At 53.4% G+C, this 14,308-nt stretch carries 16 protein-coding genes; 6 read left to right on the top strand and 10 right to left on the bottom strand.

What is annotated here, in order from left to right:
* Positions 1-4: 4 nt before the first annotated feature.
* Together hpnD and hpnE are read left to right on the top strand one after the other, a co-directional pair.
* Positions 5-868: a presqualene diphosphate synthase HpnD gene (gene hpnD / locus CJO09_RS08735; protein ID WP_119442028.1), complete on the top strand. Its 864-nt coding sequence runs from the start codon at positions 5-7 to the stop codon at positions 866-868.
* Positions 865-2,205, top strand: a complete 1,341-nt coding sequence (gene hpnE, locus CJO09_RS08740; RefSeq protein ID WP_119442029.1) for a hydroxysqualene dehydroxylase HpnE — start codon at positions 865-867, stop codon at positions 2,203-2,205. Before hpnD ends, hpnE begins: the two co-directional genes overlap by 4 nt.
* Here hpnE and crcB read toward each other — a convergent pair.
* From crcB to alaC, 4 genes are read right to left on the bottom strand one after another with little or no spacing between them, the layout of a single operon-like run.
* Positions 2,202-2,594 carry a fluoride efflux transporter CrcB gene (crcB, locus tag CJO09_RS08745; RefSeq protein ID WP_119442030.1) on the bottom strand — a complete coding sequence of 131 codons (393 nt, stop codon included), beginning with the start codon at positions 2,592-2,594 and terminating at the stop codon, positions 2,202-2,204. The genes hpnE and crcB overlap by 4 nt on opposite strands.
* A gap of 10 nt (positions 2,595-2,604) precedes the next feature.
* Positions 2,605-4,017 carry a threonine synthase gene (thrC, locus tag CJO09_RS08750; RefSeq protein WP_119442031.1) on the bottom strand — a complete coding sequence of 471 codons (1,413 nt, stop codon included), beginning with the start codon at positions 4,015-4,017 and terminating at the stop codon, positions 2,605-2,607.
* Positions 4,014-5,318: a homoserine dehydrogenase gene (locus CJO09_RS08755; RefSeq protein ID WP_114421855.1), complete on the bottom strand. Its 1,305-nt coding sequence runs from the start codon at positions 5,316-5,318 to the stop codon at positions 4,014-4,016. The genes thrC and CJO09_RS08755 overlap by 4 nt, the downstream gene beginning before the upstream one ends.
* Positions 5,315-6,502 carry an alanine transaminase gene (alaC, locus tag CJO09_RS08760; RefSeq protein ID WP_119442032.1) on the bottom strand — a complete coding sequence of 396 codons (1,188 nt, stop codon included), beginning with the start codon at positions 6,500-6,502 and terminating at the stop codon, positions 5,315-5,317. Before alaC ends, CJO09_RS08755 begins: the two co-directional genes overlap by 4 nt.
* A 145-nt stretch (positions 6,503-6,647) precedes the next feature.
* On the opposite strand from alaC, the gene CJO09_RS08765 reads away from it, so the two are divergent.
* The 4 genes from CJO09_RS08765 to pdxA all read left to right on the top strand — a co-directional run bounded on the left by CJO09_RS08765 (position 6,648) and on the right by pdxA (position 10,289).
* Positions 6,648-7,094, top strand: a complete 447-nt coding sequence (locus tag CJO09_RS08765) for an Mth938-like domain-containing protein (RefSeq protein WP_119442033.1) — start codon at positions 6,648-6,650, stop codon at positions 7,092-7,094.
* The gene (locus tag CJO09_RS08770) at positions 7,091-7,558 is read left to right on the top strand and encodes a peroxiredoxin (RefSeq protein ID WP_119442034.1); all 468 of its coding nucleotides are present in this window, start codon (positions 7,091-7,093) and stop codon (positions 7,556-7,558) included. The genes CJO09_RS08765 and CJO09_RS08770 overlap by 4 nt, the downstream gene beginning before the upstream one ends.
* Before the next feature lie 72 nt (positions 7,559-7,630).
* Complete coding sequence (locus CJO09_RS08775) at positions 7,631-9,262, top strand: PhoH family protein (protein WP_119442035.1); 1,632 nt, start codon at positions 7,631-7,633, stop codon at positions 9,260-9,262.
* A gap of 16 nt (positions 9,263-9,278) precedes the next feature.
* Positions 9,279-10,289 (top strand): 4-hydroxythreonine-4-phosphate dehydrogenase PdxA, encoded by a 1,011-nt coding sequence (gene pdxA, locus CJO09_RS08780; protein WP_119442036.1) that lies wholly within the window; start codon positions 9,279-9,281, stop codon positions 10,287-10,289.
* Here the strand turns inward: pdxA and CJO09_RS08785 are convergent.
* The 6 genes from CJO09_RS08785 to folE2 form a co-directional block, all read right to left on the bottom strand.
* Complete coding sequence (locus tag CJO09_RS08785) at positions 10,281-11,660, bottom strand: replicative DNA helicase (RefSeq protein ID WP_114421892.1); 1,380 nt, start codon at positions 11,658-11,660, stop codon at positions 10,281-10,283. The two genes, pdxA and CJO09_RS08785, sit on opposite strands and share 9 nt — an antisense overlap.
* Positions 11,661-11,782: 122 nt before the next feature.
* Positions 11,783-12,238, bottom strand: coding sequence for a 50S ribosomal protein L9 (rplI, locus tag CJO09_RS08790; protein ID WP_119442037.1), 456 nt, complete (start codon positions 12,236-12,238; stop codon positions 11,783-11,785).
* Positions 12,239-12,253: 15 nt separating this feature from the next.
* Positions 12,254-12,526, bottom strand: coding sequence for a 30S ribosomal protein S18 (gene rpsR, locus CJO09_RS08795; RefSeq protein WP_114421848.1), 273 nt, complete (start codon positions 12,524-12,526; stop codon positions 12,254-12,256).
* Between the two features lie 87 nt (positions 12,527-12,613).
* Positions 12,614-12,931: a primosomal replication protein N gene (gene priB, locus CJO09_RS08800; RefSeq protein WP_119442038.1), complete on the bottom strand. Its 318-nt coding sequence runs from the start codon at positions 12,929-12,931 to the stop codon at positions 12,614-12,616.
* 24 nt (positions 12,932-12,955) lie between these two features.
* Positions 12,956-13,333, bottom strand: coding sequence for a 30S ribosomal protein S6 (rpsF, locus tag CJO09_RS08805; protein WP_114421846.1), 378 nt, complete (start codon positions 13,331-13,333; stop codon positions 12,956-12,958).
* Between the two features lie 144 nt (positions 13,334-13,477).
* Positions 13,478-14,278: a GTP cyclohydrolase FolE2 gene (folE2, locus tag CJO09_RS08810; RefSeq protein WP_119442039.1), complete on the bottom strand. Its 801-nt coding sequence runs from the start codon at positions 14,276-14,278 to the stop codon at positions 13,478-13,480.
* Positions 14,279-14,308: the final 30 nt, after the last annotated feature.

A 14,308-nucleotide genomic window follows, 5' to 3' on the forward strand; every position in this document is an offset into this window, starting at 1 on the left:
ATACATGAGTCCTGACGAATACTGCCAGAACAAAGCCGCCCAAAGCGGTTCAAGCTTTTACTATTCATTTTTGTTTTTGCCAAACGAAAAAAGGCGCGCCATTACAGCGCTCTACGCGTTCTGCCGCGAGGTGGATGACGTGGTTGATGACTGCACGGACACCGGGGTTGCCCGCCAAAAACTCGCTTGGTGGCACCAGCAGGTTTCCGCGCTATTCCAAGATCGCGCCGACCACCCCGTCATGCAAGCACTGTTGCCGCATCGCGACCGCTGCCGGCTCACTGCCGAACGCATGCACGCAGTTATCGAAGGCATGGAAATGGATCTGGACCAAAGCCGTTATCTTGATTGGCCGGGTCTTAAAAAATACTGTTGGCACGCGGCCAGCGTGGTTGGCCAGCTTTCTGTCGGTGTATTCGGCTACAACAACCCGGCTACCCTTGAGTATGCTGAAAAGCTCGGCATCGCATTCCAGTTAACGAATATTATCCGCGATGTAGGCGACGACGCCCGCCGCGGCCGTATTTACCTGCCGGTTAACGAATTGCAAAAGCACGATGTAAAAGCCGCCGAGATCCTGAATGGAGAATATTCGGATCGCTTCAATGCTCTGATGCGCGATCAAACCGAGCGCGCAAAAACTTTTTATCGGGAAGCATTGGCCGCACTGCCGGACGAAGACCGTCGCAATCAGCGTCCGGGGCTGGCGATGGCGGCAATTTACTATGCGTTACTGCTTGAAATTGAACGCGACCAATGGCAGGTGCTACATCAGCGCATTTCCCTTACGCCCATCCGTAAACTGTGGCTGGCCTGGAAAACCTGGGTCACGGGCGGGCGTCGCCTGGCAAATCAGCTAAACAAATGAATGTTGCAGTTATCGGTGCAGGCTGGGCTGGTTTAAGCGCGGCTCACACCCTGAAACAAGCCGGTTGCGCGGTCACCGTTTACGAGTCCGGGCACCAACCCGGCGGGCGCGCCCGGACTGTTCAAAGCCCGAACTTATCCAACCCAGTCGACAACGGTCAGCATATTCTTCTGGGCGCCTATACCGCGACCCTGGCATTGATGCAGTCGTGCGGAGTCGATGCCGCTAAGCATTTTCATCGCGAGCCCTTATACCTTGGCACGCCAAACAACACGTTTCGTTTGCGCCTGCCCCGGTTTCCCGGCGGGCGCGCTGGTATGCTTTTTGGCCTACTGGACGCGCTGGGTTTATCGTGGCAAAGCAAATATCATCTTGCTCGCGCGTTGTATCAACTCGAGCGCACGCACTGGAAAATTTCACCCGATACGCCAACCCTAAACCAATGGTTACGCAACCAAAAACAAACACCCGCAGCGTGCAAGTACTTTTGGCACCCACTTTGCCTGGCGGCACTCAATACCCACCCCGATGAAGCAGACGCCCAAATCATGGCCAATGTGCTGAAAGACAGCTTGGGTAACCCAGATAAAGGAGCAACCGATGTCCTGATTGCCAACGACCTTTTGGCATCGTTGTGGCCAACCCAGGTATGTCGCTCACTTAATCTTCATCTCAGCACACCCATACGCCGAATGACGCGCAGCAAAGACGGATTTTGCCTGAATGATCGTTATGAACATGCTGCAGTCATTCTGGCAACCCCTGCTCACAGGGCAAAAAAACTACTTGCTGACTTACCGAAGTGCAATGACGGCACAGCGCTACATACTCAACTGTCGGCATTCGAACACAGGCCCATTGCAACCCTGTGGATTGAACTGACGCAGCCCTGGGAGAGTCTTCCCGCCCGTCCGATGCTGATGTTGGAAGATGACCCCAAGCGACACGCCTACGGACAATGGCTGTTTAACCATGCGCATATCAAAGGCAGCCGTAACCCTCATTTACTGGCCATGGTCACAAGCGATGCAAGCGCACTTGGGTCCTTACCCCGCGAGAAAGCAGTTCATTATTTACTGAATCAACTCGCAAATGAAACAGACCATGCCTGCCCTATGCCGACGATACGTGGCCACACACTCGTCATAGAAAAACGTGCAACCTTTGCCGCCACACCGAATCTTTCACGACCTGCCAACCAAACACCATGGCGCGGTTTATGGCTGGCCGGTGACTGGACGGACACAGGGTACCCGGCGGTGCTGGAGGGCGCGGTAAGAAGCGGGCTAGCCGCCGCCAAACAGCTATTGGCCGGCCAAGTTCAGAGCCGTCTTTAGAAAAGGCGCTGGGCCGACCACAATCCCAGAAAGGTTAGGGTTAACGACCCTGACAGGCTAACCAGCGCGTAGCCCAACGCGGGAAAATAATCGCCCCGGGAAATAAGCCCGACCGTTTCCGCCGAAAACGTTGAAAACGTCGTTAAACCACCCAACAAGCCGGTTATAAGAAAGAGACGAAGCCACTCGGGTGAATCGGCAAAATGCATTAGCACGCCAAGAAGCAAGCCAATAGCATAAGCGCCGATAAAGTTGGCGGCTAATGTACCCCAAGGCATAAACGCGCCCGCGTGGTTCAACCACAGCCCCAACAACCAGCGCACTACGGCGCCAAGGGCCGCCCCCAAACCCACCGCAACAATATTGCTGAATGTCAGGAGCGTAGCCATTTGGCGATCCTTAATGAATTTTGGCGTGATCCTGAATGTATCGGCGTACCGCTTCAACGCTGCAATCCATCACCTCAACTTTCTGCGGCAACGAACCAAGATTGCGCAAGTGTTCAGGTGCCGGAGCGGGTTGGCCGATGGCCTCTTGAATTGTCTCACTGAATTTGGCCGGCAAGGCGGTTTCCAGCACCAGCATAGGAACACCGGGTTCGACAAAGGCACGAGCCACTTTCACCCCATCGGCTGTGTGAGGATCAATTAAAACACCGGTACCCTGATGAATCGATTTAATGGTGGCAAGTCGATCCGCATGAGTGCTCACCCCGCTGGCAAAGCCATAATGAGACTCAAATTCCGATTTCAAATTGCTAAGGTCAAAGTAACCCTTTTCAGCCAGCTCTTTCCATAGCGCCGCAACGCGTGCCCCGTCTTGTCCGACAAGGTCGAACACGAAACGTTCGAAATTGGACGCCCGGGAGATATCCATGGACGGGCTGGAAGTGGCATGGGTTTGCGCGGCTGAACGGGGCCGATATACCCCGGTGCGGAAAAACTCTTCCAAAACATTGTTTTCGTTGGTGGCCAACACCAAACGCCGAATCGGCAAGCCCATTTGGCGTGCCAGATGCCCGGAAAAAATATTACCGAAATTGCCCGAAGGCACGGCAAACGATACCGGCTGATCAGGGCCTGTAGTGACGCGCAACCAACCCCAGAAGTAATAAACCACCTGGGCGGCAATGCGGGCCCAATTAATGGAATTAACGGCGCCCAACCGGTACTGAGCCTTGAAGTCGAGATCAGACGATAAGGCTTTGACGATATCCTGGCACTCGTCGAACACTCCCTTAACAGCCAGATTGTGGATGTTTTCGTCTTGCAGGGAATACATTTGGGCGCGCTGAAAGTCGCTCATTCGGCCATGTGGCGACAGCATGAACACGGCCACCCCTTTTTTGCCACGCAAAGCATATTCGGCAGCCGACCCAGTATCACCCGAAGTGGCGCCCAGGATATTCAGACTGGTTCCACGCTTTTCAAGCACATACTCGAAAACCTGGCCCAGAAACTGCATGGCCATATCCTTGAACGCCAATGTTGGGCCCTGCGACAACCCCAATAAACTCACACCGTGATCAAGGGGCTTGACCGGCACGATATCAACCGACCCAAAATTCTCAACGGTATAGGCCGCTGCGGTTAGCCTGGCCAAATCGGCCGGCGGAATATCATCGATAAACAAACCCAGAACCTGGGCAGCCAACTCGGAGTATGACAGTGACCGCCAAGACTCAAGCGTTTGTGCCGATACCTGCGGCAATTGCTCGGGCAAAGCCAGGCCGCCGTCGGGCGCCAGACCTTCAAGCAAAATGTCGGAGAACGGTTGGGGCGTCATGCCGCCCCGGGTTGAGCGATATTTCATAGCAGGCTTTCCACCCTTAACCGAATAACGTTTGAACGCACAAACGGCAGATTCTGGATTTCCTCAAGCGCAAGGTCGATATTGCCCTCACGCGCTTCGTGAGAAAGGAAAATAATGTCGGCATCGGCCGGACCATGAGGCTCCTGAAACATAGAACCAATGGATATTTCATGATTTGCCAAAATACGGGCCACTTCAGCCAATACACCTGGACGATCGTCTACGCGCATGCGCAAATAGTAAGACGACACCACATCGGCCATGTCGAGTACCGGCGTATCAGCCATAGACCCAGGCTGGAACGCCAAATGCGGTACCTGATGGCCGGGATCAGCAAATTGCAAGCGCGTTACGTCGACCAGATCGGCTACCACGGCTGACGCCGTAGGCATTTCGCCCGCCCCTTGCCCGTAATACAACGTGGGCCCCACGATATCGCCTTGGACCTGCACGGCATTCATCGCACCTTCGACGCTGGCCAGGAGGCGCTCGATCGGGATCAAGGTGGGGTGCACACGTAATTCGATACCCTGACTGGTGCGACGCGTAATACCCAGAAGCTTGATGCGATAACTCAGACGCTCAGCATGCGCGATGTCTTCCTTGGCCAAAGTGGTGATGCCCTCTGTGTGCACCTTACTGAATTGCACGGGAATGCCAAACGCGAGCGAAGCCAGCAAACTAAGCTTGTGCGCAGCGTCAACCCCTTCGATGTCGAACGTGGGGTCGGCTTCTGCGTAGCCCAGGCGCTGAGCATCGGCCAGTGCCTCGTTGAAAGACAGGCCCTTAAGCCGCATTTCCGACAGAATATAGTTCGTGGTGCCGTTGATAATACCGGCCAACCATTGAATTCGGTTGGCGGTTAAGCCTTCACGAATGGCCTTGACAATAGGAATCCCGCCGGCCACCGCAGCTTCGAAAGCCACCATGGTGCCTTTCTTATGCGCAGCGTCGAAAATTTCATTGCCGTGCTTGGCAAGCAAGGCTTTGTTGGCTGTCACCACGTGTTTGCCCTGAACAATGGCTTCCATTACCCACTCACGCGCAACGGTTTCTCCACCTACAAGCTCAACCACGATGTCGATATCGGGACGACGCACGATTTCGAGCCCATCTTGCGTTACATAGACTTGATCGCCAACCAGGGCCCGGGCTTTTTCGACATTGCGAACGGCTACCGCCACCACTTCGATTTTGCGACCGGCACGACGGGCGATTTCCTCTGCATTCTGAACCAGAACCTTCCAGGTACCACCACCAACAACACCCAGCCCCAGTAAACCAACTTTTACAGAATTCATTTAATCAACCCATCTTTACGAAACATTTCTTTAATGCCGCGCACCGCCTGCCGGGTGCGTTGCTCGTTTTCTATCAGTGCGAAGCGCACGTAATCGTCGCCATACTCGCCAAAACCAACGCCCGGCGAGACGGCCACCTTGGCTTCGGCAAGCAGCTTCTTGGAAAACTCCAGCGACCCTGATGAACGATAGGCTTCAGGTATTTTCGCCCAAATATACATTGACGCTTTTGGAATATCGACCATCCACCCCGCGTCATGCAAGCCTTTGGCCAGAACATCACGACGACTGCGATATTGCTCAACCACCTCGTGCACACAGTCTTGCGGCCCTTCCAGCGCCGCAATGGAAGCAACCTGAATGGGTGTGAAAGTGCCGTAATCGTGATAGCTCTTAATACGCGCCAGCGCATTCACCAGTTCGGCATTGCCCACCATAAAGCCCACACGCCAGCCGGCCATGTTGTAGCTTTTACTCATGGTGAAAAACTCAACGGCAACGTCGCGAGCGCCTTCGACCTGCAAAATAGAAGGCGCAACATAACCGTCGAAAGTAATATCAGCATAGGCCAGATCATGCACCACCAATATGTTGTGTTCTTTGGCCAGCGCAACAATACGCTCGAAAAACGACAGCTCGACACACTGAGCTGTTGGGTTGCTGGGGAACCCCAGAATCATCATTTTGGGCTTCGGAATACTTTCTTTCACCGCTCGTTCAATTTCCTCGAAAAAATCGAGGCCCGGCGTCATGGGAACAGAACGAATATTGGCCCCCGCGATCACCGCGCCGTAGATATGAATCGGATAACTGGGATTTGGCACAAGTACCGTATCACCGCGTTCGAGCGTGGCCAGCATCAAATGCGCCAACCCTTCTTTGGAGCCAATGGTCACGATGGCTTCGGTGTCCGGGTCGATTTGAACGTCGTAGCGCCGCCCGTACCAGTCGGAAATAGCCTTGCGCAAACGCGGGATCCCTTTTGAAACGGAATAGCCATGTGTATTGGGCCGCGACGCAACCTCGACCAGCTTGTCGACAATGTGTTTGGGCGTCGGGCCGTCTGGGTTACCCATCGACATATCGATAATATCCTCGCCACGACGTCGCGCCGCCATTTTGAGCTCGCCGGTAATGTTGAACACATAGGGCGGCAGGCGCTCGATACGAGGAAAATTCGTCATGATGAATCCTTGTTTTTTCTTAAGGGGTCAGATAAGGCAAATAACCTAATAGTTTAGCCGATTGGATACTGCAATAAAAGCGAAACACGTTTGCACTGCGGGTTTCAGATTGCGATATGATCATTGGTGAACAAAGGAGTTTTTTGTGCAACTGCAAGCTGAATCGAATCCGGCACTGAATACCGTCACGGCCTATGGTGAGCGCTTCATCGAAATTAATGCGGTGTCCTACGAACATGCCGTGTATTTTGCCCCGGAAGGCCCGGTTAATACTTGGCAGGTCCACAGTATTGCCGACATCAACGGCACCTCGCTGCAGGAAATAGCCGGGGTGGAAAAGCGCAAGCTGGATCCGCTCGACTTTCTTGACGGGCGCACCGGCTTAAGCAAAGCTGATGACGCACCGGAAGTACTGCTTATCGGCACGGGACAAACCCAACACTTTCTGCCGTCACACATAACCCAACCGCTGCTTGACATTGGCATTGGTGTGGAAACCATGAGCACCTACGCCGCAGCACGCACCTACAACATTTTAATGAGCGAGGGGCGCCGTGTTGTTGCGGCGCTTTTACCACTGGAGCAAAAATGAGCGAAGTTACTTTAGGTAAAGCCATTCCCAAATTTTCCGCTGAAAGCACCGACGGCGTGGTCGACAATGCACGCCTGAAAGGCAAATGGACTGTGCTTTATTTTTACCCGAAGGACAACACACCGGGTTGCACCACGCAAGCGCAAAACTTTCGCGACCAAATCAATGAGTTCGCGGCGCTCGATTGCCAGATCATCGGTGTTTCGCGCGACTCTATCAAATCGCATGGGAATTTTATCGATAAGCAATCGCTACCCTTCCCACTCATTTCCGATCCCGAAGAAACACTGTGCGAATTGTTCGGAGTCATGAAATTAAAGAATATGTACGGCAAACAAGTACGTGGAATCGAACGCAGCACCTTTCTGATTAACCCTAAAGGTATTCTTGTTCAGGAATGGCGTGGGCTGAAAGTGCCCGGACATGTCGATCAAGTTTTACAAACGGTGAAAGACGCCGCATAAATCGCTCATACTCAGCTTGTCGTTGCGAACTTTCGCATTTAACCATGCAGTTACTCCGGAGCCACTCCCCTTATGCCACTGCCAAAGTTGCCCTCCCGCATGGGAACTGTCGTTAACGCCACCGAAACACCTGCAGCAAAACCTGCACCAGAGAATAAGCCGGCCGCCCAGGCAGCCCAACCCGCAGCCCGCCGCACGCAAAAAACTCCTGCTGCGCCCGCTACTGCAAAACGCGTGGCCGAGAAGCAGTCCGCCACCGGACCCAAGCTGGCTGTGGTTAGCAGTAACGGTAATCGCAAAAAGCGGTTGCCAGAGAATCAGCGCAAACTTTTCGTACTCGATACAAACGTACTACTGCACGACTCGAACTGCATTTTCAAGTTCGAAGAGCACGACATTTTCCTGCCCATGCTGGTTCTCGAAGAGCTCGACCACCAAAAGAAAGGGATGTCGGAGGTAGCGCGCAACGCGCGGCAGGTTAGCCGTTACCTGGATGGCCTGGTAAGTGAACAAGGCAAACTCGATAAAGGCGTCCTGCTTGATAAGCTGGGCAATGTCGACGCGCTGGGCACGCTGCACTTTCAGACGACGGCATTAAGTTCCGAGCTGCCCATTTCCCTGCCCATCGGCAAAGCCGACAACGTCATATTAAGCGTTGTTCATGCTTTGCAAACACGCCACCCAAAGCGCGAAGTGACGTTGGTTTCGAAAGACATCAACATGCGTCTTAAAGCCCTCTCGCTGGGCTTGCGCGCGGAAGACTACTACAACGATCGCGTCATCGACGATTCCGACCTGCTGTACGAAGGCGTCATGCCGTTACCCGATAACTTCTGGACCAAACACGGCAAAGATGTTGAGTCATGGCAACAAGGCGGCGTAACTTACTACCGCATAAAAGGGCCGCTTTGCTCGCAGTTCATGGTGAATGAGTTCGTTTACTTCGAAGGCGAACTACCTCTCTACGCCCAGGTCAAAGAAGTCAATGGAAAAAGTGCGGTACTCGCCACAATTCGCGACTATAGCCACGGCAAAAATAACGTATGGGGCGTCACGGCCCGCAACCGTGAACAGAATTTTGCGCTGAACCTGCTCATGAACCCGGAGTGTGATTTCGTGTCATTGCTGGGCCAGGCTGGTACAGGCAAAACCTTGCTGGCGCTGGCAGCCGGGTTAACCCAAACTCTGGAAACCAAGCGCTATACGGAAATTATTATTACCCGCGCTACCGTGCCGGTTGGCGACGATATCGGTTTTCTCCCGGGTACGGAAGAAGAAAAGATGCTGCCTTGGATGGGTGCGCTGGAAGATAACCTGGAAGTGCTTCATTTGGGCTCCGGCAATGCCGACAACAATCTGGATTGGAGTAAAAATCCAACCATGGAACTCATCCGTTCGCGCATCAAGGTCAAGTCAATGAATTTTATGCGTGGGCGTACCTTCCTGAACAAATTCCTCATCATTGATGAGGCACAAAATCTGACACCCAAGCAAATGAAAACCCTGGTTACCCGTGCGGGTCCTGGAACCAAAATTATCTGTTTAGGTAATATTGCGCAAATTGACACGCCCTACTTAACCGAAGGTAGCTCCGGCCTCACCTATGTGGTTGATCGCTTCAAAGGTTGGCCACACTCCGGCCATATCACGCTGCAACGGGGAGAACGCTCACGGCTGGCCGACTACGCCAGTGAAGCGCTTTAAACAGCTTGGTCGATAAATGAACGCACAAGGCCGCCTTCACGACAAACCGATCGGTATCACCATGGGTGATGCGGCCGGCATCGGGCCTGAAATCATTGCCAAACTATTCAGCCAACCACTGCCCGCACCGGCAGTGGTATACGGTGATGCCGGTGTTCTGAAACGAACGATCAAGCAGCTTGGGCTCAACCCCTCACCTACCGTGATTGAGCTTGATGATATTGAGTCTTTTTCACCTAATCACAACCTTCAAGTTATCTCTCGCATCGCGCCGCTACCGGAGTCCATACAAGCCGGCCAAATAAACGCTGACGCCGGACGGGGTGCATATGAGTATCTGTGCCATGCTATTGACGACGCCAACTCAGGGCAGTTAAGAGCCATTGTGACGGCCCCCTTGCACAAAAAGGCCATGCAGTTAGGCGGCGCCGATTTTCCAGGGCATACAGAAATTCTGGCGCAACGCACCGGAACCGAGCACTTTGCCATGATGCTGGCGAATCATGAATTACGGGTTATTTTGGTCACGATTCACATACCGCTCAACCAGGTCAGCTCCAGCCTGACCCAAGAACGGGAATTGCAAACCATACGGCTGGCGCACCACGCCTGCAGGCACGCGGGAATTACTCACCCCCGTATCGCCGTTGCCGGCGTTAACCCGCATGCAGGCGAAAATGGGCGTTTTGGCCAAGAAGAAAAAGAAATCATCACGCCGGCAATTCAGCAGGCGCAGCGCGAAGATATTAACGCCAGCGGCCCTTTCCCGGGCGATACCATTTTTATGCGGGCACGACGCGGTGAGTTCGATATTGTGGTTGCCCAGTATCACGACCAGGGCTTGATACCCGTGAAATACCTGGGCGTCGACGAAGGTGTGAATGTTACTGTAGGGCTCCCCTTCATTCGCACCAGTGTTGATCATGGCACCGCATTTGATATTGCCGGTAAAGGGTTGGCCGACCCCAGCTCGCTCAAAGCGGCTTTCAACTTGGCCGTTAACATGACGCCGCCAAACTTACATTGACGCCGCCGAAAAATTCAGGAAACGCGTGCTGGAACCCTGGAAAGTTAAGCGCGTGGTGCCAATTGGGCCGTTACGTTGTTTGCCCACAATGATTTCAGCCGTACCTTTGTCGGGAGAGTCGGGGTTATAGACTTCGTCACGGTAAATAAAGAGAATCAAATCGGCATCTTGTTCGATCGCGCCCGACTCACGCAAGTCACTCATCACCGGACGTTTATTCGGCCGTTGCTCCAGGCTCCGGTTCAACTGCGACAACGCAATGAGCGGGCAATTAAGCTCTTTGGCCAAACCTTTCAGGGAACGGCTGATTTCCGAAATTTCGGTTGCGCGGTTTTCACCACTTCCGCTGGCCGACATCAACTGCATGTAGTCGATCACGATTAAGCCCAGTTGACCGCATTGGCGGGCCAATCTGCGTGAACGGGCCCGCACCTCCATTGCACTCAATGCGGGGGTTTCATCAATGTAAATTTGCGCTTCCTGCACCTGCTGCACCGCATGCGTAAGACGAGGCCAGTCTTCAGCCGTAAGCTTGCCGGTACGCATGCGATGTTGATCGAGCATACCAACGGAACCGACCATACGCATGGCCAACTGTACCGCCCCCATTTCCATGGAGAACACGGCTACCGGTAAACCCTGCTCAATCGCAACATGCTCAGCAATATTCATCGAAAACGATGTTTTACCCATTGAAGGACGCCCTGCAACGATGATGAGGTCTCCCGCCTGCAAACCCGAGGTCATGCGATCCAGGTCGACGAACCCGGTAGGCACACCGGTAACGTCGGAGTCTCCTTCACGATGATAAAGCTCATCGATACGCTCCACGACTTGCGTAAGCAACGGCTGGATTTCCTGGAAACCGGACACGCCGCGCGACCCTTCTTGCGCAATCTGAAAGACACGAGCTTCCGCTTCATCAAGCAACTGCCGCGCTTCCTTCCCCTGTGGACTGAATGCCGCAGAGGATATTTCATCGGCTACCGACACCAATTTGCGCAACATCGATCGTTCACGAACAATTTCTGCGTAGCGTCGGATATTGGCCGCCGAAGGCGTGTTGTGTGCCAACGCATTCAAATAGCTTAGGCCGCCAAGCTCTTCCGCTTTACCGGCACTGGCAAGCGACTCATGCACCGTAACCACGTCGGCTGGTCGTGCCAGACTGATCAGACGCGTGATGTGCTGCCAGATAAGACGATGGTCGTAACGATAGAAATCATCATCGCCCAAAAGGTCGGTAACACGATCAAATGCCGCATTGTCCAGCAACAGACCGCCCAGAACGGATTGTTCTGCTTCGATTGAGTGCGGCGGCACACGTAAAGCCTCCAACTGAGGATCAAGTACCGAACCGGAGGTTTCCATATTTGCCATTAATTCATGTACCCAAATAAAAAAGCCGGCTTGCGCCGACTTTTAATTGAAGCTCGCGGCACTGCCCAAGAGGCAAATTTACCACGAGCTTCAAAATAGGCAGTATGCGCTGCTTAAGCCATCTCACCTTGAACATTAATGGTGATATCAGCAACGACGTCGGCATGCAGTACGACCTGAGCAGGGAACTCGCCCACTGCCTTGATGGCGCCGTCTGGCAAGCGAACCTGCGACTTCTGAACACCCTCAAAGCCGGCCTCAACCAACGCAGCGGCAATGTCCATGGTGGTAACCGAACCGAACAAACGGCCGTCGACACCGGCTTTTTGCGCAATGTTCAATTGATAGCCGTTCAGCTTCTGGCCCACAGCCTCGGCCGCAGCCAAGCGCTCGGCCTGCTGCTTTTCCAGCTCGGCGCGACGCTCTTCAAACTCTTTGAGCGCAATCTGCGTTGCACGACGGGCGATTTTCTGGGGAATCAGGTAATTGCGGGCGTAGCCGTCGCGGACACGAACGACATCACCGAGGTTACCCAGGTTACTGACTTTTTCGAGCAGAATAACTTGCATAATGATGACCTCGGATTACTTGTGGTTATCGGTATAAGGCAACAAGGCCAGGAAGCGCGCACGTTTGATAGCCGTGTCGAGCTGACGCTGGTAGTGCGCTTTGGTACCGGTTAAACGGGCAGGAATGATTTTGCCGTTTTCCTGAATGAAGTCACGCAGCGTGTCGAGATCTTTGTAATCGATCTGTTCGGTACCCGCCACGGTAAAGCGGCAGAACTTGCGACGCTTGAACAGCGGGTTCTGCTGCGAAAATTTACGTTTTTCTTTGCCTTTCTTAAAGTAAGCCATAATGTGCCTCTTGAATGTTCGGGCGATCCGCCCTCGCAATTTTGTTGGGGCGCCGGCCAACGGGCCATACGCCAAATGAATACCAGATCAGACGACAACCGTTCGATCGCCGGGATACCGCCTTGATGCCTGCTGAATATGCAGCACCAACTTGGTTGAACCTTTTCGGGCGGGAGCCAAAAACCCCTGTGCCTGCAAATGTGTGCCCAACGGTGTGTCGTGCAACATTAAAGCCGTATCACCCAAAGCCACAGCTGAAATCAACATGTTGATTTGGCGATCGTTGCCCGCCTCATGCACAACCGATTGATGCTCCAGCTGCATTTCCAGAACAGGCACACCCGCCGGGGTATGACGCAGTGGAGCAACTTCAATCACACTGCCCTGCAAGGAAACGTGGTTCACCCTGAAACCTGACCTGCGATCCGTTTACTCAGCCGATGCGTCGGAAGACGTATCGCTGGTTGTTTTACGAGCCTCTTCACGCTCGACCGACTTCATCATGACGGAAGGCTCGGTTTCAGCATTCTTGGTCTTGATGGCCATGTGGCGTAAAACGGCATCGTTGTAACGGAACGAATGCTCGAGTTCGTCGAGCGTGGGCTGATCGCACTCGATATTCATGCACACATAATGTGCCTTAACCAACTTCTGAATGGGATAGGCCAACTGACGACGGCCCCAGTCTTCCAGACGGTGAAGCTTGCCACCGTTACCGGTAACCAAAGACTGATAGCGCTCGATCATGGCGGGCACTTGCTCGCTTTGATCGGGATGCACAATAAACACTACTTCGTAGTGACGCATACGATTTACTCCTTGTGGATGGCTTTTACGGGCAACGCGCCCGTAAAAGGGTCAGCCCGCCGGCAAGAAGCGCAAGTGCGCAACCTTGCCGATCGAGCAAGAAACCGCTAATCATAGCATAAAAATGACAAAAGACTTGAAAAATCAGCCTTCTACCACAGCATAGGCGGAGTGATTATGAATGGACTCAAAGTTTTCCGCCTCGACACGAAAACGCTGTACGCCAGGCAAGGCCTGTAATTGAACGGCAACATCGCGCACCAAGTCTTCAACAAATTTCGGGTTTTCATAGGCGCGCTCGGTGACGAATTTTTCATCACCACGCTTCAACAACCCCCACAACTCACATGACGCTTGTTGTTCGACACGCTGAATGAGATCGTCTACGCAAATATTGCCAATATCGTCGTAAACAACGTCAACCGTAACGTGGGAGCGCTGATTATGAGCCCCATATTGAGAAATTGCCTTGGAACAGGGACATAAACTGGTGACCGGGACTTGAACCGTAAGATAAAACTGGACGTCGTCGCTAGTGGCAACCGCCTTCCAGGTCACTTCGTAATCCATCAGGCTTTGAACTTCAGAAACCGGCGCTACTTTTTTCATAAAGTAGGGAAAACGCGCACAAATGTCACCTTTTTCTGCGTTGAGCAATGGCAGCATCTCTTGCGCCATTTCGCAAAACACAGCCGGCGTCATGGCCGTGGAATGATACTGTTCAAGCAAAGCCACGAACCGCGACATGTGCGTGCCTTTTTCTTCCGCCGGCAGTGCAACTGTCAGCTCCCATTGGGCAACTGTAGGCAACGCTGCACCGGCAGCCTGAACCAACATGGGGTGGCGAACGCCACGTACCCCCACGCGTTGAATAGGCATGTGTCGGGTGTCAGCCGAGCTTTGGACATCAGGCATTACCGCTACGGAATCTGTTATTGAGTTCATAATTCAACCTGTATTGACCCGAAACCGGGT

The sequence above is a fragment of the Neopusillimonas maritima genome (assembly GCF_003576595.1).
Lineage (GTDB): Bacteria > Pseudomonadota > Gammaproteobacteria > Burkholderiales > Burkholderiaceae_B > Neopusillimonas > Neopusillimonas maritima.